Annotated in this window: 27 protein-coding genes; 21 read left to right on the top strand and 6 right to left on the bottom strand. The window is 45.7% G+C overall.

Annotated features, from left to right (window positions below; translation table 11 throughout):
• The first annotated feature begins 308 nt into the window (after positions 1-308).
• From AC5JL3_RS15635 to AC5JL3_RS15565, 15 genes are all read left to right on the top strand, one after another.
• Positions 309-1,298: a hypothetical protein gene (locus AC5JL3_RS15635; protein WP_496075343.1), complete on the top strand. Its 990-nt coding sequence runs from the start codon at positions 309-311 to the stop codon at positions 1,296-1,298.
• Positions 1,299-1,690: 392 nt separating this feature from the next.
• Positions 1,691-2,323, top strand: a complete 633-nt coding sequence (locus tag AC5JL3_RS15630) for a YtxH domain-containing protein (protein ID WP_496075342.1) — start codon at positions 1,691-1,693, stop codon at positions 2,321-2,323.
• A 245-nt stretch (positions 2,324-2,568) separates the two neighbouring features.
• Entirely contained in the window at positions 2,569-3,570 is a 1,002-nt protein-coding gene (locus AC5JL3_RS15625; protein ID WP_496075341.1) for a hypothetical protein, read from the top strand.
• A gap of 135 nt (positions 3,571-3,705) precedes the next feature.
• On the top strand, positions 3,706-4,794 hold the full coding sequence (gene leuB, locus AC5JL3_RS15620) for a 3-isopropylmalate dehydrogenase (RefSeq protein ID WP_496075340.1): 1,089 nt from the start codon (positions 3,706-3,708) through the stop codon (positions 4,792-4,794).
• Between the two features lie 107 nt (positions 4,795-4,901).
• Positions 4,902-5,162, top strand: a complete 261-nt coding sequence (locus AC5JL3_RS15615; RefSeq protein ID WP_496075339.1) for a hypothetical protein — start codon at positions 4,902-4,904, stop codon at positions 5,160-5,162.
• A gap of 88 nt (positions 5,163-5,250) precedes the next feature.
• On the top strand, positions 5,251-6,072 hold the full coding sequence (locus AC5JL3_RS15610) for a prepilin peptidase (protein ID WP_496075338.1): 822 nt from the start codon (positions 5,251-5,253) through the stop codon (positions 6,070-6,072).
• Between the two features lie 187 nt (positions 6,073-6,259).
• Positions 6,260-6,490, top strand: coding sequence for a putative signal transducing protein (locus tag AC5JL3_RS15605; RefSeq protein WP_192220733.1), 231 nt, complete (start codon positions 6,260-6,262; stop codon positions 6,488-6,490).
• Between the two features lie 15 nt (positions 6,491-6,505).
• On the top strand, positions 6,506-7,429 hold the full coding sequence (gene accD / locus AC5JL3_RS15600) for an acetyl-CoA carboxylase, carboxyltransferase subunit beta (protein ID WP_496075337.1): 924 nt from the start codon (positions 6,506-6,508) through the stop codon (positions 7,427-7,429).
• A 96-nt stretch (positions 7,430-7,525) separates the two neighbouring features.
• Positions 7,526-7,762: a translation initiation factor IF-2 gene (locus AC5JL3_RS15595; RefSeq protein ID WP_496075336.1), complete on the top strand. Its 237-nt coding sequence runs from the start codon at positions 7,526-7,528 to the stop codon at positions 7,760-7,762.
• Positions 7,763-7,928: 166 nt separating this feature from the next.
• On the top strand, positions 7,929-8,417 hold the full coding sequence (gene psbV / locus AC5JL3_RS15590) for a photosystem II cytochrome c-550 (protein ID WP_496075335.1): 489 nt from the start codon (positions 7,929-7,931) through the stop codon (positions 8,415-8,417).
• A gap of 165 nt (positions 8,418-8,582) precedes the next feature.
• The gene (psbV2, locus tag AC5JL3_RS15585; protein ID WP_496075334.1) at positions 8,583-9,119 is read left to right on the top strand and encodes a photosystem II cytochrome PsbV2; all 537 of its coding nucleotides are present in this window, start codon (positions 8,583-8,585) and stop codon (positions 9,117-9,119) included.
• A gap of 94 nt (positions 9,120-9,213) precedes the next feature.
• Positions 9,214-9,636: a plastocyanin gene (petE, locus tag AC5JL3_RS15580; RefSeq protein ID WP_496075333.1), complete on the top strand. Its 423-nt coding sequence runs from the start codon at positions 9,214-9,216 to the stop codon at positions 9,634-9,636.
• 295 nt (positions 9,637-9,931) lie between these two features.
• Positions 9,932-10,648: a rhomboid family intramembrane serine protease gene (locus tag AC5JL3_RS15575; RefSeq protein ID WP_496075332.1), complete on the top strand. Its 717-nt coding sequence runs from the start codon at positions 9,932-9,934 to the stop codon at positions 10,646-10,648.
• A 156-nt stretch (positions 10,649-10,804) separates the two neighbouring features.
• The gene (locus AC5JL3_RS15570) at positions 10,805-11,530 is read left to right on the top strand and encodes a rhomboid family intramembrane serine protease (RefSeq protein WP_496075331.1); all 726 of its coding nucleotides are present in this window, start codon (positions 10,805-10,807) and stop codon (positions 11,528-11,530) included.
• A 148-nt stretch (positions 11,531-11,678) separates the two neighbouring features.
• Positions 11,679-11,942 (top strand): DUF3146 family protein, encoded by a 264-nt coding sequence (locus tag AC5JL3_RS15565; protein WP_192220726.1) that lies wholly within the window; start codon positions 11,679-11,681, stop codon positions 11,940-11,942.
• Between the two features lie 145 nt (positions 11,943-12,087).
• Here the strand turns inward: AC5JL3_RS15565 and AC5JL3_RS15560 are convergent, their stop codons facing one another.
• From AC5JL3_RS15560 to AC5JL3_RS15540, 5 genes are all read right to left on the bottom strand, one after another.
• The gene (locus tag AC5JL3_RS15560) at positions 12,088-12,495 is read right to left on the bottom strand and encodes a pre-16S rRNA-processing nuclease YqgF (protein WP_496075330.1); all 408 of its coding nucleotides are present in this window, start codon (positions 12,493-12,495) and stop codon (positions 12,088-12,090) included.
• Between the two features lie 16 nt (positions 12,496-12,511).
• Complete coding sequence (locus tag AC5JL3_RS15555; protein ID WP_496075329.1) at positions 12,512-12,850, bottom strand: hypothetical protein; 339 nt, start codon at positions 12,848-12,850, stop codon at positions 12,512-12,514.
• Positions 12,851-12,888: 38 nt separating this feature from the next.
• Positions 12,889-14,772 carry a sensor histidine kinase gene (locus tag AC5JL3_RS15550; RefSeq protein WP_496075328.1) on the bottom strand — a complete coding sequence of 628 codons (1,884 nt, stop codon included), beginning with the start codon at positions 14,770-14,772 and terminating at the stop codon, positions 12,889-12,891.
• A 41-nt stretch (positions 14,773-14,813) separates the two neighbouring features.
• The gene (locus AC5JL3_RS15545) at positions 14,814-15,599 is read right to left on the bottom strand and encodes a hypothetical protein (RefSeq protein WP_496075327.1); all 786 of its coding nucleotides are present in this window, start codon (positions 15,597-15,599) and stop codon (positions 14,814-14,816) included.
• Positions 15,600-15,949: 350 nt separating this feature from the next.
• On the bottom strand, positions 15,950-16,522 hold the full coding sequence (locus AC5JL3_RS15540; protein WP_496075326.1) for a DoxX family protein: 573 nt from the start codon (positions 16,520-16,522) through the stop codon (positions 15,950-15,952).
• Positions 16,523-16,930: 408 nt separating this feature from the next.
• On the opposite strand from AC5JL3_RS15540, the gene AC5JL3_RS15535 reads away from it, so the two are divergent.
• Together AC5JL3_RS15535 and AC5JL3_RS15530 are read left to right on the top strand one after the other, a co-directional pair.
• Complete coding sequence (locus tag AC5JL3_RS15535; RefSeq protein ID WP_496075325.1) at positions 16,931-17,446, top strand: methyltransferase family protein; 516 nt, start codon at positions 16,931-16,933, stop codon at positions 17,444-17,446.
• Positions 17,434-17,655 carry a hypothetical protein gene (locus tag AC5JL3_RS15530; RefSeq protein ID WP_496075324.1) on the top strand — a complete coding sequence of 74 codons (222 nt, stop codon included), beginning with the start codon at positions 17,434-17,436 and terminating at the stop codon, positions 17,653-17,655. The genes AC5JL3_RS15535 and AC5JL3_RS15530 overlap by 13 nt, the downstream gene beginning before the upstream one ends.
• A gap of 75 nt (positions 17,656-17,730) precedes the next feature.
• On the opposite strand, the gene AC5JL3_RS15525 is transcribed toward AC5JL3_RS15530, so the two are convergent.
• Positions 17,731-17,952 (bottom strand): hypothetical protein, encoded by a 222-nt coding sequence (locus AC5JL3_RS15525; protein WP_496075323.1) that lies wholly within the window; start codon positions 17,950-17,952, stop codon positions 17,731-17,733.
• Between AC5JL3_RS15525 and AC5JL3_RS15520 the strand changes: the two genes are divergently transcribed.
• The 4 genes from AC5JL3_RS15520 (at position 17,944) to AC5JL3_RS15505 (ending at position 23,094) form a co-directional block, all read left to right on the top strand.
• Complete coding sequence (locus AC5JL3_RS15520) at positions 17,944-18,984, top strand: hypothetical protein (RefSeq protein WP_496075322.1); 1,041 nt, start codon at positions 17,944-17,946, stop codon at positions 18,982-18,984. The two genes, AC5JL3_RS15525 and AC5JL3_RS15520, sit on opposite strands and share 9 nt — an antisense overlap.
• Before the next feature lie 496 nt (positions 18,985-19,480).
• Complete coding sequence (locus tag AC5JL3_RS15515) at positions 19,481-19,693, top strand: hypothetical protein (protein WP_496075321.1); 213 nt, start codon at positions 19,481-19,483, stop codon at positions 19,691-19,693.
• A 419-nt stretch (positions 19,694-20,112) separates the two neighbouring features.
• Positions 20,113-20,349 (top strand): hypothetical protein, encoded by a 237-nt coding sequence (locus AC5JL3_RS15510; protein WP_496075320.1) that lies wholly within the window; start codon positions 20,113-20,115, stop codon positions 20,347-20,349.
• A gap of 273 nt (positions 20,350-20,622) precedes the next feature.
• On the top strand, positions 20,623-23,094 hold the full coding sequence (locus tag AC5JL3_RS15505) for an ATP-dependent Clp protease ATP-binding subunit (protein WP_496075319.1): 2,472 nt from the start codon (positions 20,623-20,625) through the stop codon (positions 23,092-23,094).
• Positions 23,095-23,165 lie beyond the last annotated feature (71 nt).

The raw sequence follows: 23,165 nt of genomic DNA, 5'->3' as shown, positions 1-23,165 counted from the left end.
TCCCTTTTTGCTTCCTTTTTTAACTGGTCACTTATTTCCGCCTCGCTGCACTAGCTTTAGCTACAACCTCTGCTAGGAGTTTTTGAGAAACTTCAACAGATTCTCTAAGCTACGTTGCGTGTTTTGGTTTCAAGTCCTTATGACATCTACAACCAGAGACGGACGGTGTTTCCTGCCAGGTCAGCCTTTAGATCGGTGAAGTTCTTGGCTCTAATCGTTAAATTGACTTTAGATAACAATCAATCTAGCCCAGATAGGCGTTGAGCCGTCTTGGTATGTTAAGTAATTTTGGTTCAAAGGAGACATCTATGGTAAATGACAACCAGCCGACTTGGAATAAGTCTGACGAAAGTATTGACCGCCTTGTGACGAGTCAATCTAATACTCCTACAACAGGCACAAGCACAGGCAGTAGGTTAGTGACAGAAGAAAATCAGCCTACTACAACAGGCACAAGCACAGGCAATAGGTTAGTGACAGAAAATCAGCCTACTACTATGTCTCAATCCAATGCTTCTTCAGTAGGCATGGGGATTAAGGGGATGAATCCTACCTTAGCTAGACTACTGGTAGGCGGGCTTGTTGGAGCTACGTTGGGTACATTAGCTGGTGCTTTGACTGGGAAGAAAGCCACTAACGGTTTTAACCACGCTGCACAAGGTGTGGGGCAGGCGTTAAAAACCATAGGTGGAGGACTTAACCAGACTGCCAAAGGTGTAGGCGACGCAGTAAAAAGTGTAGGTGAAGGTGTTGGTCAAGCTGTAGTGGGCACTACATCAGACGTAGTAACGGGTACAACTGAAAGTCTCAAGCCAGTTGTACAAGGTACGTTGGATGCCGTCAAAGATACAGCTGATAATGTCAAGCAATCGGCAGTAAGTGCAACCGAAGCCGTCAAGGATCTAGCTGGTAATGCTATGCAATCGGCAGTAAGTGCAACCGAAGCCGTCAAGGACAATGCCAAGCAATCGGCAGTAAGTGTAGCCGATGCCGTCAAGGACACAGCCGAGAATGCCAAGCAGTCCGCAGTAGGTGCAGCCGATGCCGTCAAGGATACAGCTGAGGATGCCAAGCAGTCAGTTGGAGGTACAAGCCAGGTCACTACTGGTCAGACTAGCTATATGCAGTACGCTGAACCTCAGACAACCGACATAATAATTCCAAGGGAAAAAGAGCGACTGATTATCGATCAACCCATGGATGTAGAGCCTGATGCCGCAGACTTCACTGAAGGGCAAACTACTGACATGGAAATATCCAAAGAGACTAGTGAGTCAGGATATAACTACGGCGTGTGAAGATTTTAGTCTTCATAAAGATAAAGTTGCCGTCGAAGATAAAATCTGTCAGCACACTTAGAACTTGAAGGCTAAAGTCTTAACGTTGTCGATAAAACAGGACACTGTAACGGCGGCTCATCCTTTGAGCAACACATTGCTTAGCTTATAGCCGAGATGATGTAAATAAGGTAGTCATAAAGCTCTAAGGATAAACAACATTTCTTTTGCCTAAGGAAGCGGACGGTATCCTGACAACTTTATGACTACCTGCAAAAAGAATAATTAGCAAGTTATGCAACCTAGTTCTTTTTTATTTAGAGCCTGTCAAATTAGAGAAAATAAGGTGTAATTGCCCGTTTCTCATCGTCTGACGAGTGTTGAAGAGTTTTAGTAGCAAAGAGAAGATTATTATGAGTGAGAAAAACCAGGTTTTGGATACAGAGGACGAGATTACGGTTGAGCAGATTCCGTATCAATCTCAATCTGATGATTATTCAGAAGGGACTACTAAGGGTATTGGATTAACTAAAATAGCGATTGGAGCGCTCATTGGTGCTACTTTGGGTGCAGTAGCTGGGGCTTTAGCTACTAAGGGAACAGCCGAAAAGGTTAACCAAACCGTAAAAGGTGTAGGGAACGCCGTTAAGAGAACAGCGGAAGGTGTTAACGGCACTGTCCAAGATGTAGGGAACGCGACTCAAACTGTCGCCTACGGTGTTAACGACACGGTCAAGGATGTAGGGAACACCGTTAAGAACACAGCAGAGAGTATCAACGACACTGTCAAAGGTACAGTGGATGTTGTCAAAGGTACAGTGGATGTTGTCAAAGGTACATCCAAGGATGTCAATGACACTGTAAAAGGTACAGTGGACACGCTTAAGAATGTAGCTGAGGATGTCAAGCAATCTGCTACTCAAGATCCAAAGCTATCTGAGAAGCAAAGAACATACATTTTAGTCCCAGTGGACGACGATCAATCCGGTGAGCCAACTGTCCGTCTAAATGCTGGAACGTCGGGAAGTACTGGTGAAACAGCTTAAAAGTTTTTGAGCTACTTAATGCCTGTGAACTGGTGTTTTTCTTATTTTTAGGTAAATTGCCCTTGACATTGGGAGCCGCCGACGAGCGCGTTGGCGGTTATGTCTTATAGGCACTACTCAGGGAAACTGTGAAAAAGGCTAATGACTGTATTCTCTCCTGAGATTGATGTAACTAATCGATTATTAATTATTAATTATAGCTAAGCTCGACTCAATACTTTTTCTAATTCTTTGGGTGAACAATTATGGCTTGGTTACATAAGCTTTTCGGTATGGAAAAATCCCAAAATCCTGAACAATCTCCAAACGAGCCAAATCAACAATCTCCAAACGAGCCAAACAGCAAAAACCAGTCAAGTAAGCAGGGTTTTTCTAGTGTGCTGCAAGTCATAGTAGAAGAAGTGATCACCGCCACAGCCTATTGGCTCATCACTATGGTAAAGCAGGGCTTAGAGTCAAAGAAAACCTCTGAAGTTGCTCCTCAATCTGCTCCTGTGCAAGACCCTGTAGGGAACCGCCTGGTAGGTTTGGAAGAATTGTTGCCAAAAGTTAGTAGTTTAATCGACCAATCCTACCAGCGAAATGAAGCAATGGGTGCTCTAGAGAGCCGCCTAGGTGCTATAGAGAGATTCTTGGAAGCCGATAGAAGTTCAACTCAACCAGTGGAGCAATTCACTCAGGTAATGACGGTGTTAGAGAGTCGTATAAGTAAAGTAGAAAACTTAATGGGGAACGTTGAACCTCTGGTAGGGCAAATCAGTCAATTGAGCCAGATAGTAACGACTCTAGAAAGCCGTATTGCTCAGGTAGAAACCTTACCAGAGTCGGTTGAACCTCTAGCAGGACAAATCAGCGAATTGAGCCAGACGGTAACGACGCTAGAGAGCCATATGGCTGAGGTAAAAAGCTTACTAGGCAACGTTGAACCCCTAACAGGACAAATCAGCCAATTGAGCCAAACAGTAACGGCAGTAGAGAGTCGTATGGCTGAGGTAGAAAGCTTACTGGGGAACGTTGAACCGCTTACAGGAGAACTCAGTCAATTTAGCCAGACGATAACGACGGTGGAGAGCCGTATGGCTAGGGTGGAGAAAGTGCTAGGTAAATTTAAGATTATTCCGAAATTAGTAGAGCAACAGGGTCAGGCGATCGCATCCTTACAAAGCCGTATTCCTACTCTAGAGTCCTCACAGGGTACAGACAATAAGAACGTCCCTGCAACTACAACGCTTGCAGAAGTTAGCTAGCCAGAGCCAGTTTATTGTTGTACTGACCTGCAATCAAGTTAAACGACGATTCCATCTGTACGTTTGCTAGGTATGATATTTAATCGGCAAAAATTTCCGCCACCGTTTAAATAGTTAACTTAGCTAAAACGTACAATGACCCACTCTTACCGCATTACCCTACTCCCCGGCGATGGTATTGGTCCGGAAATCATGGCAGTAGCGGTAGATGTTCTAAAAGTCGTAGGTGAGCAGCTAGACTTACGGTTTGAGTTTCAAGAAGCCCTAATCGGGGGTGCAGCGATTGATGCAGTCGGTGAACCACTGCCTGCTGATACTCTGGAAATGTGCCGTAACAGTGATGCAGTGTTGCTAGCGGCAATTGGCGGTTATAAGTGGGACTCTCTACCTCGCCATTTACGCCCAGAAACCGGACTCTTGGGTTTAAGAGCTGGTCTTAGTTTATTTGCCAATCTTCGACCCGCGACAATATTACCCCAACTAATTGATGCCTCAAGCTTGAAACGGGAAGTGGTTGAGGGCGTTGATATTATGGTGGTGCGAGAACTCACGGGTGGTATCTACTTTGGTCGGCCTAGGGGTGTCTTTACCACGGAAACAGGTGAGAAACGAGGGGTCAATACGATGGCTTATACAGAAGCCGAGATTGACCGAATTGGACGGGTAGCATTTGAGACGGCACAGAAACGGGGAAAGAGACTTTGCTCGGTGGATAAGGCAAATGTGCTGGAGGTGTCGCAGTTGTGGCGCGATCGCATTACGCAACTAGGCTCTGAGTATCCTGATGTTGAGCTATCTCACCTGTATGTTGATAATGCGGCTATGCAGCTACTCAGGGCACCGAAACAGTTTGACACGATTGTCACTGGCAATCTGTTCGGAGACATTCTCTCCGATGCAGCAGCGATGCTTACTGGCAGCATTGGGATGTTACCCTCGGCGAGTTTAGGGGACAAAAATCCTGGTGTCTTTGAACCTGTCCACGGCTCAGCACCTGACATTGCAGGTCAAGATAAAGCTAATCCCTTGGCTCAGGTATTAAGTGCTGCAATGATGCTACGCTATGGCTTAAATCAGCCTACAGCAGCCCAACGAATTGAGCAGGCAGTGCTACAGGTGTTGGACTCAGGCGATCGCACCGGGGACATCATGTCGGAAGGAATGAACCTATTGGGCTGTCGCGCAATGGGAGATTCCTTAATTCGCGCACTAGAGCGTAGTTAATTTTTGTACGATTAAAACAATTTTTTACGCTCCGGCGCCTCTTGCTGTAATGGCGCTAGTGGATTAAAGTCGAGCATAAACAATAGGGGTAGAGGGGTAGGTGGGTGGTGTACACGTCACAGCAAGCACAAGGAAGTTACGCAGATCGGATGGATTTACCGATGCTGCTAGATCCGGCTCTCTTAAGAGCAGCTCGACAAATTTACCGTACTTATTATGAAGTTCATCCAGAACTCACACAGCGTCCTTATGGTGTAGCTATTGACCGCTATACCCATCGAGGCAAGCTTATTTTTAGAAGTAAAGTAATTCTTTTACCGCAGGAATCTTTTGTGCCTTTTGGCCAGCTTGAGGCGGAAATTTATTAGTTATTGGTTGTTCGTTGTTAGTTGTTGGTTGTTCACCAATAATTAACAGCAGACAATTAGCACCTAAAGTTAAGGATTGCTACATAACATGGAAGCTCTGGTTATTAGTCTGACTTCTTTGACTGTTTTTGCTGTAGGTGCCTCGATTGGTAGCTTCCTAAATGTTGTAGTTTATCGACTGCCAGCTAATCTATCGATTCTCTGGCCTCCATCTCGCTGTCCCCAGTGCTTACATAAGCTGGGAAAACGCGAGAATATTCCAGTATTGGGTTGGTTTTTGTTGAAAGGGCGCTGCCGTCACTGCCGAAGCCGGATTCCGTCGCGATATCCCGTGGTAGAAGGGATAACGGGTGTGCTGTATGTGTTGGTTTTCTGGATGTATGGCTTTGGGGTTGAAACGTTAGGCTATTGGGCTTTTTTGAGCTGGTTACTCGCACTCTCTCTGATTGACCTGGATACGATGACCCTACCGAACTCCTTAACTCAGTCTGGATTGGTAGCGGGTTTAGTGTTCCAAGGAACTGCTGGTTTTTTACAAGCGTCTCAACTGCCAGACGGATTCAAGCAGTTAATGGTGGGCATTATCGCTGCTGTGCTTGGGATTTGGCTATTTGACATTATTACCGTTGTTGGCTCAATGATCTTTGGACAAGCGGCCATGGGTGGGGGAGATGCAAAATTAGCGGCAATGATGGGAGCTTGGTTGGGATGGAAATATCTGCTTTTAGGGGGATTTATTGCCTGTGCTGTTGGTGCTTTCGCTGGTGGCGGTGCGATCGCTCTCGGTTGGCTAGATCGTAGACAACCAATGCCTTTTGGCCCTTTTCTCGCCTTAGGAGCAGCCTTGTCGGTTTTCTGGGGAGAGGCGATTTTATCCACCTACCTACGGCTATTTTTCCCTTTTAGCTAACGAACGATTGGGACGAGTATAGGGAACTGGTAATTAAGAATAAAACAATCAGTCTGGACAATTCTTATACCCCCTCCCCGCCCTAAGATTACCTAATATAAGTCCTCTCCCAATTCGCAACTCCCAATTCCCAATTCCCTGTATGATTTACCCAAAAACCACCGTCTTGACTTGATAAGATTAACCTGTGTCCTGGATAACGCTGAAAACAACGAATGCCCGTTGGGAAGCCGAGCTGATGCAGCAGGTGCTAGCGGCGCATGACATCCCCAGTCGGATTGTTGACGCGGGGATAGCTTCTTATTTCGGTGCGTGTAGTCCTGCTGCTTTACAAGTTCTCTCACATGACCAATGGACGGCTTTACTCCTACTGAGTTCTCCAGAGGAGGAACAAGCAGGAGCATCAGATAACAACTAAGGATAAAAAATTTTCATGTCTCTATTCGATTGGTTTGCAAATCGACGAAAGCCAGAACCGAGCAGTCAACAACGACAAGAACGTGAGATTGCTGATGGGTTGTGGACAAAGTGTCAGGCTTGCGGAGTTATGGCGTATACCAAAGACCTGCAAGCGAACCAAATGGTCTGCCTAGAGTGTGATTATCATATGCGGGTGTTTAGTGACGAACGTATCCGTCAGCTCATTGATGCCAACACCTGGGTTCCTATTGATGAGCATTTGCATCCAACTGACCCTCTGAAATTTCGCGATCGCAAACAATATAGCGATCGTTTACGAGAAACCCAAGAAAAAACACATTTAGTAGATGCCGTTCAAACAGGTACAGGTCAGCTAGATAATTTGCCAGTGGCTTTGGGGGTCATGGACTTCCGCTTTATGGGCGGTAGCATGGGTTCTGTGGTTGGAGAAAAACTCACCCGTGTGATTGAACAAGCTACACTAAGACGGCTACCTGTCATCATTGCTTGCGCTTCTGGTGGGGCAAGAATGCAGGAGGGGATGTTGAGTTTGATGCAGATGGCGAAAATCTCCGGGGCACTACAGCGTCATCGTGAAGCAAGCTTGCTTTACATCCCGATTCTCACGCATCCGACAACGGGCGGTGTCACAGCAAGCTTTGCCATGCTTGGAGACATCATTCTGGCAGAACCAAAGGCAACCATCGGTTTTGCAGGACGGCGAGTGATTGAGCAAACCCTCAGAGAAAAGCTCCCCGACGATTTTCAAACCTCTGAATATCTGCTACAGCACGGCTTTGTTGATGCGATCGTACCCCGTACTCAGTTAAAAAGAACTCTTGCCCAACTCATTCGCCTTCATCAACCTCTTCCATTGACACCCCTAGTGGCTCCGATCCCAGAAGCAATGCACTTGAGTGTTAGAGGTTCTGATTGATCCCAACCCAGTTTTTGATATAGGGAAAGGGGTCGTAAGAGTGGCATCATATTCATATTAGAGTGACTCGATCTCAATCTTAGCCAGCCAAGACTTATGGGGTTTGCAGACCTATCGATTGCGGATATTGCCGCAGAATATGATCTTCCAGTTGCACAGGTGTGCTATTTACGCGAACAGTTGGCAATTGCTTACAAAACGCAAGAAACCAATCTGATCCTGGAGGATGCCAAGGCAATTATTTCTAAAATTTTGTCCGAACGACAAGGCTCAGCCACACTATCGGAGGAAGAATTAAAGTCCCCTGATGGTAGGCAGCACCTTTGGGAATGAGCCAAAGTGCCAGTGTGTGGTCTTTCGCACGTTAATACGTCTTTATTACCCCTGCTAAGTGGTTGGCTGCGATCGCCCTCTTAATCTGAGGAGTTGCAGTGATTGAGTCGGTGCTGTGCTTTAGCATCCAAAACGAATGAGCCAAATTTTCCAAGGAGAACCAAGAATGAAGCGATTCATCTTGCTTGCTGTGGCAACTGTATTCTTTGCCTTTCAAATTGCAGTCGGGAGTGTATCAGCCGTTGAACTGAGTACCGAGATTCGCACGGTGCCTTTGAATGAAGCGGGTGACACGACTGTCCTCAGCCTTGAGCAAGTGCAGAAGGGCAAACGCCTTTTTAACGATAGCTGTGCTCAATGTCATGGTGGAGGCAGAACTAAAACTGACCCTAACGTTGGACTAGATACGAATGTGCTTGCCGGGGCAACGCCACCACGCGATAACATTGCTGCTCTAGTCGATTACATGAACAATCCCACGACTTATGATGGGGAAATTGAGATTTCTGAGTTACACCCTAGTCTCAAGAGCGCTGATATCTATCCTGAGATGAGAAACCTCACCGAGGATGACCTAGAAGCGATCGCAGGTCATATTCTGCTTCAGCCGAAAATCCTCGGCAGAATGTGGGGAGGCGGCAAGGTCTACAACTAACATCTGGATGATGTGAATTGGTTATTGGTCATTGGTCATTGGTCACATTCCCAATTCCCAGTCATTGGTCAACTAAAAGCCAAGCTAAGGACTAAGGATGAACGATGTAATGACTCATGATCAATGACTGAGGACTCATGACCAATGACTAAGGACTAAGGATTAATGCTGACCAGAGCCATCAAAATCACTCAATATTTGCATTCATTACGGCATCAACTGTTCTCCGTTCCCTGTCTACTTGCCGCTTTAATTGCCTTTTTTAGCGTCTTTATGGTCAGTACACCCGCTCACGCGGCTGTAGACACCTACGTCAGGCGCTATCTAAAGGCAACGGAGCCAGTTGCTCTCGATCTGGATGGGCAAGGTCAGACGAAGCCATTCTCGGCTGAAGACCTGTCTGCTGGTAAAGAGCTATTTGAGACTCACTGCTTGAATTGTCATGTTGGTGGGGCAACGTTGCCAGACCCAACGGTATCCCTTGCCTTAAATACTCTGGCTGGTGCTACGCCACCTCGCGATAACATCAATGGTTTAGTCGCTTTTTTAAGAGAGCCAATGACTTACGATGGTAGTGATATCAGCTTTTGGTGCCGCCAAGTTCCAGAGAGTTGGATGCCACAGGAGCAAGTAGAAAAGTTAGCTGCCTTTGTTCTTAGAGCCGCCCAAAAAGCGCCCGGATGGGGCACATCAGATTTTTGAAGAACCACTAGGGCAAGGTTCCCACAAAAGTAAGAAAGGTAAAGAGTTGCCCTAAAATGTTAATAAAGAATTCAATTACGAATTTTCGGAGAAAATGATGAAATTTAAAGCCGCAATTCCACGCAGGCTAGGTTTGCTACTGTCTGCAATCCTCCTAGTAGTCGCTAGCTTTGCATTGTCAGCAACACCCGCAGCCGCAGAAACCTATACGGTTAAGATGGGTACCGACAAGGGATTGCTTCAGTTTGAACCAGCGACTCTGACAGTTAAGCCAGGTGACACTGTCAAGTGGCAGATGAACAAAGTTCCTCCTCACAATGCTGTCTTTGATGACACGAAAGTCCCTGGTGGGGATAAAGCATTGGCGAAGAAGCTGTCTCATGAGAAGTTAACGTTCTCTCCTGGTGAGTCTTTCGAGACGACTTTTCCAGCAGATGCGACTCCTGGTGAATACCCCTACTACTGCCAACCTCACCGTGGGGCTGGTATGGCGGGTAAGATTGTTGTTGAAGGCTAGTCTCTGTAGTTTAGTTGGTTAGCATGACTTAACGAGTTGTTGATAAGCAAACCAATGATCTCGTTGCCCATGTTATAGAATAGTTTGAGCAGGGCTGGTAAATTTTTTCAATTCCATCTTTTGCCAAAGATTGACCCTTCTCTGAAGAGAGAAGGGTTTTTCATTATAACTTTCACGCTCACAAAGAACATACACAAGGCAGAGTTCATTAGGTGTCAATCTATTCTAGTGAGCAGACAAATTAGAATCAGTTAGGTTACGTTTTTCCAGTTTTGGGTAGGTAGGAACAACAGCTGTGTTTCCCATTAACGATAACAATCCAACGCGCCTTACTCCCTATGTGACCTATGGGCTGATTGCTGTAAATATTGTGGTGTTCATCCATCAAGTAATGTTGGCACCGCAACAACTGGAACAATTCTTTCAACTTTATGCAGTCATTCCTAAAGAGTTAACGGCAATCTTGGCTGGTATCCCGATCTCTGTGCCTCAATCAATACCAGAACCACTGACACTAATAACATCTCAGTTCCTCCATGGTGGTTTTTTGCACATTGCCGGGAATATGTTGTTTTTGTGGATTTTTGGTAACAATATTGAAGACAAACTGGGTCACGTCAAGTACTTTATTTTTTACATTACCTGTGGAATTCTGGCGGCTTTGGCTCAATGGTTTTTCTCCATGCAATCAGGAATTCCTTCCTTAGGTGCAAGTGGTGCGATCGCAGGGGTGATGGGTGCTTATATTCTTAGATTCCCCCATGCCCAAATCCGAACTCTAGTATTCTTGGGTCCCTTTATTGTCTTTCCTAATATCCCAGCGATTTTCTTCTTGGGACTTTGGTTTGTACAGCAAGCCTTGTACGGTATTGCCAGTCTAGGTGTACAGACTAATGTTGGTATGCAAAGTGGAGGAATTGCCTACTGGGCACATGCAGGAGGATTTGTGTTTGGGGCACTTCTCGGCCCATTGCTGGGATTGTTTTCTGACTCTCGACCTAAGTCTTTTTAGAAATGGTATCAAGTTCAGTGACGGGGCGCTCCTTAAAAGCTAAACACTGAATGCTTTGAGTGATCATCACCAGAAATCTACCCACAGTTGGCAGTCAGAGGCAAACAAATTAAGTTATGTTTCTTCCAGTTTTCTAAGTAAACAGGAAAGATACTTGTGGTTCCACTTCGTGATGAAAATCCCATAAAAATCACTCCCTATGTCACTTATGCCTTGATTGCTGCAAATATCTTGGTGTTTATCTATGAGCTAACGTTAGTTCCTCCCCAGCTAGATGGATTCTTTCACCTATTTGCTGTTGTTCCTAGAGAACTGACTGCGAGTTTTGATGGCATTGCCATCAATCAGCCAGTACCAGAACCGCTAACCTTGATAACCTCACAATTCCTCCATGCTGGATTTACTCATGTGGGTTTCAATATGTTGTTTCTGTGGATTTTTGGCAACAACATTGAGGAGGAACTCGGCAGCGTCAAGTACTTGATCTTCTACCTAACTTGCGGTGTCTTAGCCGCCCTCAGCCAGTGGTTTTTCTCGGCTAATTCTGGGGTTCCTTCGCTAGGGGCAAGTGGTGCGATCGCAGGTGTCATGGGGGCATATATCCTAAAGTTCCCTAATGTGAGGGTGGTAACGTTTATTCCTCTCTTTTTCACGGCTATTCGGGTACCAGCAGTCTTTTTCCTAGGGTTTTGGTTTTTACAGCAAGCTTTCAATGGGCTGGCAATGCTAGAAGCACCAGCTAATGTCGGAATGGAGAGCGGTGGAGTGGCATATTGGGCACACGCAGGTGGCTTTATTTTTGGAGCAATCCTGGGTCCTATGCTAGGGTTGTTTTCTCCTGACTCAAAACCCCCCTCTTACTCAAAACCAGAGGCTTTTTAACATCGGTGTCTTTCTAATTGCTTACAACAGAGGCGACTCATTACGGCGACTTGTCTGACCAAGGATAGAAAAAAGGAGTTAGATTGACTTAGATCTCGACGAATTTGCTAACCTAAAGTTTTTACAACAAATAAGAATTGTTGCAATTGTGACTTCTAAGCATTTGCCGGAAACCACTGCCTATGTTCGGATTACTCAGCACTCTTGGCAACACGGCAAGATTGAAGGGGAAGTCCAAGCAGCAGAGTATGCGTGGCAGTTTCAGTGGTGTTTCCGGCGAGGTCAATTATCCGTCAGGCCTTCTCTCGGACGTGCCCTGATTCAGGAGCCACTTGGTCGATTTTTAGAGCGGTTCGATTACCAGTTGGAGCCGGGAGGAGACTATGCCTTTACCATCCGGGCAGAACTTTGAGTAGGGACTAAACCTTCGCGGCAAAGTTTCCTGCCAGTTCCGAAAGTAGGGAGGCAGGGGAAGAATTGTTAGGGGTGGATTATTTCTACCAAGCTGGTTTAGGGGTTAGGAACAGAGAAATGTCGCTCGAAAATTTCCCCAATCCCTAATCTCTGCTTCCTAATTTTTTCAAGTAGCGCTCAATAAGTAGGATGGCGACAATATCATCGACAGGTCGAGGGGGTTGCCGTAATCCCTTAGGGATGAGGAGTTCAATCCCTTTGGGGGGGTACATTTGCCAGTAGCGATCGCGTGCTTCTAAACTGCTGTAGCGCTCATCTACTAACATAATCGGTATAGATGTCCCCAACTCGCCAACAATTTTTTGTTTCCAGCTTTTAGCCGTAGTTTGATCACCCATCACAATCGTTTCAATTACGAACTCTTGACATAATTGCTGAATCGTTGCGATCGCATCTTGTGATAGCACAACCTGATGGTAGAGTAACTGTTGCTCCCTCCCCATCACTGCCAAACCACACTTATCACGTCCTGGGTCAAAGCCTAAAATCATTTGAAGTAGTAGTTAGTTATTGGTTTTTAGCTTCAGAAGTTTTTGGCTGACTCTGATCACTGTTGAGATTTTCTGTGTTCTCGGATTCTGTGGTAGGAATTTCTTCTTCATCTAGCTGCTCTCCAGATTGGTTGACAGGAGAATGTTTAACGTCGAGTAATGGTTGTGACTCTGGAGATTGAGAGTTTGCTTCTTCTTCAAGGGGTTTTCCCCGAAGAATCTCAATTTCTCTTTCTATTTGTTCCCATCCCTGCTCAAAAAAGTCTTGTGAACGGTTTTGAATTTGAGCAGTTCCTGGAACCGCAAAACCGATTGTGGTAAAAAGAGTGATGAGTATAACGACTTTATAATTCATTGGGTTAACCTCTCACTTGTTTAATTGAAAATTCAAATCTAGAATTCTTGGTCAAGCATCAGCTTACTTTCACTTGTATTGTTATCAGCTTTTATCAAGGGAAGGGACACAGTAAATGTAGCCCCCAAATCTGCTCCAGGGCTTTCTGCCTGAACCGTTCCACCGTGCAATTCGACCAACCGATGAACAATAGCTAACCCTAAACCCAACCCGCCAAAAACTCTCGTTGTACTGCTATCAGCTTGACGAAAGTAATCAAAGACAAATGGCAAAAAATCCTCACTAATTCCAGAACCAGTATCACTAACTCGAATTTGAGCCTGTGTGCCGAGGGAGAAGAGTTGAACGTCTACCCGACCTCCAGGTGGAGTAAACTTAACGGCATTCGAGAGTAAATTCCAAACGACTTGCTGTAGACGGGTGCGATCGCCCGCAACTTGACCCACGTTTGGCTGCAATACAGTCTGAATCTGTATTGACTTCGCCTCAGCCGCTAGATGCACCGTTTCAATCGCTGCTTCAATAATAGGTACTAGGTCAACAGGAGAGACATTCAGGCTTAGCTGACCTTGAAGAATACCGGAAACATCCAGCAAGTCTTCAATCAATTGCATCAGCAACTTAGCATTACGTTCAATCGTTTCTAGTGCTTTATTGAGCGTTGCTTCATCACACTTACGGCTTTGCAGTAGCCTTGACCAACCCAAGACAGGATTGAGAGGAGTTCTGAGTTCATGAGAGAGAACAACAAGAAAGTCATCTTTCATCCGATTAGCGGTTTCTGCTACCTTTCGTGCTGCCTCACTATCTGCACGGGCAATCTGTTCTCGCCTTAGCAAGTCTTCCTTATCTCGATTCGATTGTTCCAATCGGCTGTTAGCTTCAGTCAGTTCATTGTTGAGTTGAATGAGTTGCTCACTAAGCTGAATACGGGCTTGATGTTCTTTTGATCGCACCCGTTCCACTGCTAATACCACCATTGTTGCTGCCCGTTCTGTAATTGCACATCCCACTAATAAACTGACAGCGCACTGCACCAAGAGGCTCAGCTTGTGGACGTGCAAGACTTCTGCTGGTACAGGAAAGTTGGGGAATGAGATGGCGTTGGGGTAGGCAAGGAGGTAGGCGAGGAGCGTTACCAACACGCAGAAGCTTGAGGTTAGCATCCCACCTTTCACACCAAAACGGGTAGCTGCCCAGAGGATGGGTATAAAGCTCAAAAAGGAAAGCTGTTGAAAGGCAAAGTTTGCCTGATTAGTCTTGGAGACAATGAGCGTTGCCGTAGCGACAACGAAGAGTAGAATCGTAACCACTTCTGCCCAAAAGGTGGGTACAAGGTGGAGGCAAAATTCTTCTCTACTTTTTACACCCTGTTCCCTAGAGGATAACCAGCCCCAGTTTTGTAAACATGGGGTCACTACTAAAAGGGCTGTGGGTGCGATCGCTAATGTTCCAATGGCATTACCTAGCCACCAGTGGGGGATGCTTGTTGCTAAGTCTGATGCAGGCATCTTACCCACAGCCACTAGGGTAAAACTCCCAACAATGGCAGAGGTAGCACAGGCAGCGACTGGCGCACTCAAGATAAAAGCAACGGCATCCCTGAGGCAAGACAGGGAAAGCGAACCGGAAAAGCAATACCGATAGAGCAACCAGGCAACTAAGGGTTCTGTAGCGTCAGTTAATCCAGCCAACTGCGTCCAGCCATCATTTCCCCATAAAGGTGCGATCAAGATTGAGGTGATACCCGTTAGGACGACACCAACTGTGCCGAACCAGAGCGTCAATGCGATCGCTACACCGGAAGGAGGAAACCACAAAGAGACAGCAGGTTGAATCCGGTAGATCAGCGCCATACCGTGAGCCAGAAGCAAAGCCACTAGTGAGAGTGGCACTATCAGCCACCAGCGTCTATGTCCCATGGAAGAAGAATCTGACCTTAAACTCATGAAATCGTATCAGTTTAGAGTGCTATCAGGAGTACCGTGTAGGCACCTGCGCCTAAGGCAAAAGCCCAGAAGCGACTTTCACGTTCTTCCGGTAATTCTTCTTTGAGAACATTGAGAATGATACCACCTGCTAAAAAGGCAAAAAGGAGAGCGATCACCGCTTCAGGAATTTTGGTTCCACTACCAATCACCCACCCCACAATAATTGCCGCTGCTAATATCCAACGCCCTCGCTTATCGTAACTATCTTTGTGGTCTTGCCGAAGTCCAAAATCATTCACAAGGAAGTGCAAAGCCATTGCCACAAAAAATAGAAACAAACTTTGAGTATTTGGTTCTTCTCGATGGAGCAACAAGTAACCAATCAGGGCGTTGTAAATGGCAAAAGAGCTAATGTGTAACCAAAAAACATCACCACTAGGAGCATCACTTTCACCTGCCTGACGACGGCGTTGACGAGATGCCTTAACAACTCGCTCCAATCCATAAAAGACTGCCAAACCCAAAAGCGCCATTAAGTATACATGATGTTCCAGAAACGCCATGGTTGACCCTTCTAACTCCTGAATCACCTCTTGGTGTTCATTTAAATCAGGTAGCAAGTGAACAAACACATAGGCAACTGAAACACCACCTGCCAGAGAAAGCCAACGGCTACGAGGAGCCGCATCAAGGAATCTCAATTTGCCAGCATAGAGATGCACAATCGCTAGACTAACAGCAAACAGTGCTGAGAGGAATAGTGTCTGAGGGTTTGATACAGCTAGCGCTAAAACAGCAAACACTATAGCGAATGACAAATTATTATTTAATGTTTTTTATAGTTTCATGCCATCGAACGCATAACTACTATCTATAGACAGATAAATTATCCATTTTGGGTATTGGACAATTTCGGCATAACGATTTGTTAAAGTAATTTTCTTAATTAAACACACTAATTTATATTGCTGATTTGTGATTAAATACGCTCTAAAAAGAAGTTGGAATCTGGTTAAATTTAAGCTGATTGCTAAGTAGGCGTAAATGGTGGTGCATCAGTTTCGAGTTGTAACAGCTACGAAAAACCCGCCTAGGCGGGTTAAAAAACTTTAATTTCCTAATAGACAATTGTTACCAGATAGTAAGCCGTTGTTGCTACAGAAAAACCTTACTTAGTCACTGAAGCGCTTTCTTTTTCGGACTCTTGGTAAGACGATTTCAAAGACTCAACTTGCTGTTCCCGTCGGCTGGCAAGAGAGTTTAAGACACGGCTTGTTGCTACAGAATTTAGTTGGTTAGCCAACACCGCATCAATAGAATACTGTCCTGCGCCATTAACTAAAAAGAACAAGAAGCAGGCAGCATATAGCATTGACAGTTCCAGATAAGGAATGCTGAATCCAGCAACCAGAACGTGATGGTACATCGCTACTAGCATCGTCGAGAACAAACCAGCCGCAGCCGGACGAGTCAAAAGCCCTAAAGCCAGAAACGGTGCGCCAATTAACTCAGTGTAAGCAGCACAGTAGCTGAAGAAAATCGGAAAGGGTAGACCAATTACGGAAACATAAGCATCCGCAAAGCTCTGGATGTTCGATAGCTTATCCAAGCCGTTGTGAATCATTACCAATCCAGCAACAACTCGCAGTACAGTCCAGGCAGCTTGAGACAAAACGTTGTCAAACAGACTCGGCTTTAAGACAGCAGCAAGATAAGCCGTAAGGCGCTCACTAGCATTCATAGGTATAGTTCCAAAAAAAATTATGAAGCGAATGTTACTTATCTTAACAAATAGATTAAATTTTGTAATCAGAGAATTCATTATTTCTCAGCTAAACACCAGTTGGTTGAACCAAAATAGCTATCTGATAAGAATTCCAGACATGTGGCTAAGATGAGAGCCTCTTCTAGGAAGTTGAGCATTTGCTCATGAATTGCTAAAAATTGTTAAGTATCGCAATAAAAGAAGTCACCTTAAGACAAAAACTGTCTTGATGCAGATATGGCGGTTTCCTGGAGAGATGAGGTAAAGCTCAGTCGCGTGAAAACTAGACATAGCAAGGAAAACAAAAAAGTGATGGCTGATAGCTAACGGCTTTCTGCTATATCTGTAAAGTAGGAGCAGTAGGAGCAGTAGGAGCGATCGCAAATGAAACTTCTGAGCGACTGGGGTTTCACCCGTAAAGGCTGGCGTAGCGGTGAGCGCGGAGAATACTTAGTACTACTCCAGGGGGCATTGCTCATTGGCTTCGTATTGGTGCCAGTTTACCGCCTAAGTGAATGGGATATTGGCTCACCAGCGTTGCTCTATCTGCGTTGGGGCATCACGGCAGTACTTGGATTGGCAGCCTCCATCCTCATCATCAAAGGACTGCTGGACTTGGGGCGCAACCTAACCCCTTTACCTTATCCCAGAGAAGACGGACAGTTAGTGCGATCGGGTATTTACGGCATTGTCCGGCATCCCTTGTACAGTGGATTGATTCTTGCCGCTTTTAGCTGGGTAGTCTTTCAAGTCAGTCTGTCTCACCTAGTTGCAGCCATTATCCTGTTTATCTTTTTCGACCTTAAAGCCAATAGGGAAGAAGCGTGGTTGAGTGAGAAGTACTCGGAATACTCAGACTACCAACAGCAAGTCAAAAAGTTGATTCCTTGGCTTTATTAAGTGGTGAGGCAATTCATTCTTCCAAGAAACAGAAGGCAGAAGGCAGTATTTCCTTCATCTATAACGAATGCGAAAAGTGTTCTTGGGTTGCTGCTAAGAGGAATGGTGCTGACTTAAGCCCTGAACGAAAGTACCCTACCCTTCGGGAACCCCTACGGGGAACGGGAACGCTACTCTTCGAGAACGCTTCGCGAACGCGAACGGGCTAAAAGCTAAAACCCGTTAAAACGGGTTGAAAGGCTGATGAAGTAAGCTTAAGCTTACTTCAGCTTTGAGCCGGAAATTTATTTCCAGGCTCTTAAGTCAGTGCCATTCATCCTAAAAGCGATCGCATCTAGCTGCACAAGATTTGTGTAACCACAAGCGACCCGACAATCTAATGGCACATCTTGTGCTATGTCCTGATCCTGAGGGTCAAGACACTCTAGCAGTGGGGTACTCCTATAATTTTGGAAGCGTGCAATAATAATCCGACTGTCACTTGACGATCGCTTCCCATGGTTCAAGTCCCCAATTCTACCACCGACCTTGCTGCTGTCCTTGAGCAACCCGTTGATCTAAATTTCCAACTGCCTGACCCAGAAGATGAGGAGATTCTGGAGTACGACTTTCAATCGCAGGTTGATAACGCTTGGTTAGTATGCGATCGCTTTGACCTGCAAACCGAAATCTGGCGGGGACGAATTCTTCGGATTGTGCGAGACAGAGAGAAAAAAGGGGGCGACGGACGGGGGACAGGTTTTTTAAACTGGCTCAAAAGCCGAGAAATTAGTAAAAGTCAGGCATACTCTTTAATCGAATTGGCAAACAGTGCCGATACTCTCCTTGCTGAAGGAAAACTGAACCCTGAGGCGATCAGAAACTTCAGTAAACGTGCCTTTGTCGAAACGGCAAAATCTGCTCCAGAAGTGCAACAACTGGTAAGCGATGCCGCCCAAAAAGGCGATCGCATTACCCGCCGTGAAGTCAAGCAACTCTCCGATGAATGGACGGCAATGTCCTCAGAATTACTACCCGATGAAGTAAAGGAAAAAGCCGCAGCAGGTACCATGCCTGCGCGTTATCTCGCACCACTGGTAAAAGAAATGGAGAAGTTGCCAGAATCCCATCTCACAGCGCTACGTGAGGAAGTTGCCGCCAGTCCCGATGTTGATACCATCAAACAAGTAACATCAGATGCCCGTTACTTAGCCAAGTATCTTGATGCTGCCGCCCAAGTCCAAGCGATTAACAACTCATCCTTGGATATGGAAATGGCACTCGAAGAAGCCCTACGTCTCGACTGTTTAAATACCGCAGCAGAGTTAGTGAAACAAGCCTCAGTACTAGAGCAGACGATTGGCAAACTCTACACCACCTGGAAGCGCCTTGGCAATTTGTCAGATCGCCTATATGTAGATACAGGTGCAAGTACTCCCAATTTGCGATCGCTTCTCAACTGCATTGAGCGCCTTGCCGGAGAAGTCATCGAAGTACCACTAGATGATACAGGTGAGCAGATCATCCGTCTAAAAGTTATGACAGAGTCCAACTCTTGAGGTGACCTAGTTCCTTGGGGCTAAGCTCGAAGTATAGATTAGAGCGTTAGACGAATAGCTGTATCTACTCGCTCAGAGAAATCTTCGATAGTCCCAAGGAACTTTCTCACCCAATTTTTATCAGTGTGAGTAATTTTTTAAAACTCACCTTACTTTTTAAGGATATCTCTATCTAAAGAATCTGGAATTTCCTGAATAAAAGTTGTTTAATGAAGATTAAACGATTGTTTTTTTTACTTTTTGCTCAAATCAATCAAACTAAAGGACTTTCACATTAATAACTAAAAAATAACAGTCATTTTACTAAACCATTTTACTGTTTATAGCGTTTCCTTGACTGATGAGGTACAACCAATCCTTGCCTAGTAATAGTTTCAGCTCTAAAAATGCACCTCACTTGACGGAGAACCGCTATAGACATACGAAGTACTACAAGTACTCAGTAAATTACAAGAAATTTATAGTTTCTAAACTTATGTATCAGGAGATATCTGAAATGCATACAATTAAAACCTTTGTTCAATCTCTCAACACCTTTCACTGGAAAACTGATTACAAGCAGTTCTGTGAAGTATTAAACCTCGATAAGGGACAGTACAGCTTGCAGAAATACCAGCACTTTGAAAATTTGTGCAAAGCCCTGAACGAGTTTGATAGCGATTCACTAGCCAAACTTGTTGAGGCTGGAGCTACCGCCGAGCAAAAATAAGTCTTGGAGCGGTTTCCTTAACTTAAACTTAGCTAACAATTTTAAACCTGGGTGAACAATAATTTCAGGATAGCCGTCTTGTCTTGACGCTAAGATTTAGTTTTTGATATTATTGAACGTTTTGTTTTTGTGCTACTCTCAAGGAACACGACAACAGTTGAGTAGCTAAGAGCTAGAAATCTACTCTTCCTATCTGACAAGCTTTGGGTGATAAAGGCGGTAGCGAATCACGACACCTCCAGGAGAATAAACGGCAAAATAGGTTGGTCGTCCCGCCAAGCCGTGTCTGCCTGGATAGGATTGGTTGAGCCAATTCCTTAACCATGAGCATTGAGTATTTATTCGTGGAAAGCGTTATACCCTGCCCCGCTTTCCTCCCCACCCATAAAGGGATGGAGTTTCCAGGCGGGAAGACTTTTATGAACATTCAAGCGCTAGATATTAAGGTCGGCGATTGCATCATTGCTTACTGTAAGCAGAAGATGCAACCCTGCACGGTGCAACGGTTACTTTCCTCGACGCAGAACAACATTACGCTGAAAGTATCCACATCTGCCATTTATCGGGAATCAGCCTCTTTCGTGGTGCAGTTTCACCGAGAGGCATTGATTGAAATGGCTGGCTTAACAAGAACTAAGAGCATAAGTCCAAGGTGAGCGTGTCGAAGTAAAAAATCAAACCGCCTTCGGAAGGAGGGTGGCTGCTAGGGTAACGAAAAATCGTTACGGGAGGCGAGAGGGACTCACCCTCTGGTGTCCTCCAGGGGTACTAAGACTTCCACGCTCACTCGGTTCAGACTCTTGATGAGTAACCGACAAGAAGCATCCCCGTTGAAACTAGAAGCGGCTTGACGCGATCGCGACTATGCAGTACTTCACAATCCCACTTCCAGATCCGACAGCAATTACTCTCTCCACAAGGACATATCGATGTTTGAACGCTTGACAGATACGGCGATTAAGGTGATTAGGCTAGCCCATGAGGAAGCACGTCGCCTTGGTCACAACTTTGTGGGTACAGAGCAGATCCTTTTAGGTCTGATTGGAGAAGGAAATGGTGTCGCGGCAAAAGTGTTGAGTTCCTTAGGCATCACTCTCGAAGATGCAAGGGAAGAAGTTGAAAACATTATTGGTCGGGGTTCTGGCTTTGTCGCCGTTGAAATTCCCTTCACCCCAAGGAGCAAGCGTGTTCTCGATATGGCGTTGGAAGAATCTCGCTCCCTTAAGCAGGACTATGTTGGCACCGAACACTTACTTCTGGGTCTGATTCGGGATGGAGAGGGGGTGGCAGCAAAAGTACTCTTCAACCTGAGGGTTAACTCCACAGAAGTCCGGACTAAAGTGATTCAGAGGCTTTCCGAGACGACACCTGACCTGAGTAATGATGATAGCCGCACCAGTAAAAAGACACCAACCTTAGACGAATGTGGCACCAACTTGACTCAACTAGCCGCCGAGGGCAAACTCGATCCCGTTGTGGGTCGCCAAAAGGAAGTTGAACGCATAATTCAAATTCTGAGTCGCCGTACTAAAAACAACCCTATATTAATTGGGGAGCCAGGAGTCGGTAAAACAGCACTGGCAGAGGGGCTAGCTCAACGCATTGTCAATAACGATGCTCCTGATAGCCTTCAAGGTAAGCAAGTTTTCACTCTAAATATAGCCTCATTGCTCGCAGGCACTAAGTACCGAGGCGAGTTCGAGGAACGTCTCAAAAACATCATAGAAGAACTCCGCGCTTGCAAGAATGTGATTCTGGTAATTGACGAGGTTCATACTTTAGTTGGGGCTGGAGCTGTGGAAGGCGGACTTGATGCCGCCAATATGCTTAAGCCTGCCCTAGCGCGTGGGGAACTACAGTGTATTGGTGCGACCACTCTGGACGAATACCGCAAGTACATTGAGCGAGATGCAGCATTAGAACGTCGTTTCCAACAGGTAATGGTCAATGAACCCAATGTTGAGGAAACCATTGAAATTTTGTATGGGTTACGCGATCGCTACGAACAGCACCATAAGCTCAAAATCTCAGACCTGGCTCTAGAAGCTGCTGCTAAACTCTCAGATCGTTATATCTCAGACCGCTTTCTGCCCGACAAAGCCATTGACCTGATTGATGAAGCAGGAAGCCGCGTCCGCATACTCAACTCTAAAGTGCGATCGCCGGCGAAGAACCTCAACAAGGAGCTAAGCCAAGTTCTAATTGCTAAACAAGATGCTATTGCGTTGCAAGAGTTTAGCAAGGCAGGAGAAATGCGTACTCGCGAACTAGAAATTCAGACAGAGATTCGGGCACTCGTTCAAGACAATAACTCCAACCCTACTGATGCTGAGTGTACTCCCCTGGTAGACGAAGAGGACATCGCTCACATTGTCGCCTCATGGACAGGAGTACCTGTGAGTAAACTGACCGAGTCTGAGTCCGAAAAGCTACTCCAGATGGAAGATACTCTACATACTCGGCTCATCGGTCAAGAAGAAGCCGTCAAGGCAGTTTCCCGTGCAGTTCGTCGCGCCCGCGTTGGCATCAGTAATCCCAATCGTCCAATCGCCAGTTTTATTTTCTCTGGCCCGACAGGGGTGGGTAAAACAGAACTCGCCAAGTCACTGGCGGCTTACTTCTTCGGGTCTGAGTCAGCGATGATTCGGTTGGATATGTCCGAATACATGGAGCGTCACACCGTATCCAAGCTCATCGGTTCCCCTCCCGGCTTTGTGGGTTACAACGAAGGGGGACAACTGACAGAAGCCGTCCGCCGTCGTCCTTATACAGTCGTGCTGTTTGACGAAATCGAAAAAGCACATCCTGATGTGTTCAACCTACTGTTGCAAGTCCTAGAAGATGGTCGTTTGACTGATACTAAGGGTCGCACTGTGGACTTTAGGAACACGTTGTTGATTATGACTTCCAACATCGGTTCCAAGGTGATTGAAAAAGGTGGTGGTGGTCTTGGGTTTGAATTTTCTCAAAATCAAGCTGATGCTCAATACAGATGCATTCGCTCCCTGGTCAATGAAGAACTCAAAGCTTACTTCCGTCCAGAATTTCTCAACCGTCTTGATGAAATCATTGTCTTCCGGCAACTAACCAAGGATGAAGTTAAACAAATTTCCTCCATCCTTATCGGTGAAGTAGGCAACCGTTTAACTGAGCAAGGAATTACTCTGGAAGTCACTGAACGCTTTAAAGACCGCTTGGTGGAACAAGGCTATGACCCCAGTTACGGAGCGCGTCCTCTGCGTCGGGCGATCACACGCCTGTTGGAAGACTGCCTTACCGAGGAAATCCTCAATGGTCGCCTTAAAAATGGAGACACAATTGTTGTTGATGTAGACGATGATGGGCAAATTAAAGCCTTACAAGGCGATAAGCGAGAATTACTGCCACCAGCAGTCTTGTAAAAACCTATAAATATTTGTTTTGTTAGCTTGTCCTATGGCAAGTGAGATACAAGCCTCACTTGCTATAAGCC

Source organism: Symplocastrum torsivum, from assembly GCF_059505465.1.
This window is presented reverse-complemented; position numbering and strand designations above follow the sequence as displayed.

Bases quoted from the DNA above. Each gene is read 5' to 3' on its own strand.
- AC5JL3_RS15515 (WP_496075321.1), top strand. From the start codon at position 19,481: ATGCATACAATTAAAACCTTTGTTCAATCTCTCAACACCTTTCACTGG.
- AC5JL3_RS15540 (WP_496075326.1), bottom strand. From the start codon at position 16,522: ATGAATGCTAGTGAGCGCCTTACGGCTTATCTTGCTGCTGTCTTAAAG.
- AC5JL3_RS15560 (WP_496075330.1), bottom strand. From the start codon at position 12,495: ATGATTTTAGGCTTTGACCCAGGACGTGATAAGTGTGGTTTGGCAGTG.
- AC5JL3_RS15555 (WP_496075329.1), bottom strand. From the start codon at position 12,850: ATGAATTATAAAGTCGTTATACTCATCACTCTTTTTACCACAATCGGT.
- AC5JL3_RS15595 (WP_496075336.1), top strand. From the start codon at position 7,526: ATGGGGTTTGCAGACCTATCGATTGCGGATATTGCCGCAGAATATGAT.
- AC5JL3_RS15635 (WP_496075343.1), top strand. From the start codon at position 309: ATGGTAAATGACAACCAGCCGACTTGGAATAAGTCTGACGAAAGTATT.
- accD (WP_496075337.1), top strand. From the start codon at position 6,506: ATGTCTCTATTCGATTGGTTTGCAAATCGACGAAAGCCAGAACCGAGC.
- psbV2 (WP_496075334.1), top strand. From the start codon at position 8,583: ATGCTGACCAGAGCCATCAAAATCACTCAATATTTGCATTCATTACGG.
- petE (WP_496075333.1), top strand. From the start codon at position 9,214: ATGATGAAATTTAAAGCCGCAATTCCACGCAGGCTAGGTTTGCTACTG.
- AC5JL3_RS15550 (WP_496075328.1), bottom strand. From the start codon at position 14,772: ATGGGACATAGACGCTGGTGGCTGATAGTGCCACTCTCACTAGTGGCT.
- AC5JL3_RS15535 (WP_496075325.1), top strand. From the start codon at position 16,931: ATGAAACTTCTGAGCGACTGGGGTTTCACCCGTAAAGGCTGGCGTAGC.
- AC5JL3_RS15510 (WP_496075320.1), top strand. From the start codon at position 20,113: ATGAACATTCAAGCGCTAGATATTAAGGTCGGCGATTGCATCATTGCT.
- AC5JL3_RS15610 (WP_496075338.1), top strand. From the start codon at position 5,251: ATGGAAGCTCTGGTTATTAGTCTGACTTCTTTGACTGTTTTTGCTGTA.
- psbV (WP_496075335.1), top strand. From the start codon at position 7,929: ATGAAGCGATTCATCTTGCTTGCTGTGGCAACTGTATTCTTTGCCTTT.
- AC5JL3_RS15505 (WP_496075319.1), top strand. From the start codon at position 20,623: ATGTTTGAACGCTTGACAGATACGGCGATTAAGGTGATTAGGCTAGCC.
- AC5JL3_RS15520 (WP_496075322.1), top strand. From the start codon at position 17,944: ATGGTTCAAGTCCCCAATTCTACCACCGACCTTGCTGCTGTCCTTGAG.
- leuB (WP_496075340.1), top strand. From the start codon at position 3,706: ATGACCCACTCTTACCGCATTACCCTACTCCCCGGCGATGGTATTGGT.
- AC5JL3_RS15630 (WP_496075342.1), top strand. From the start codon at position 1,691: ATGAGTGAGAAAAACCAGGTTTTGGATACAGAGGACGAGATTACGGTT.
- AC5JL3_RS15625 (WP_496075341.1), top strand. From the start codon at position 2,569: ATGGCTTGGTTACATAAGCTTTTCGGTATGGAAAAATCCCAAAATCCT.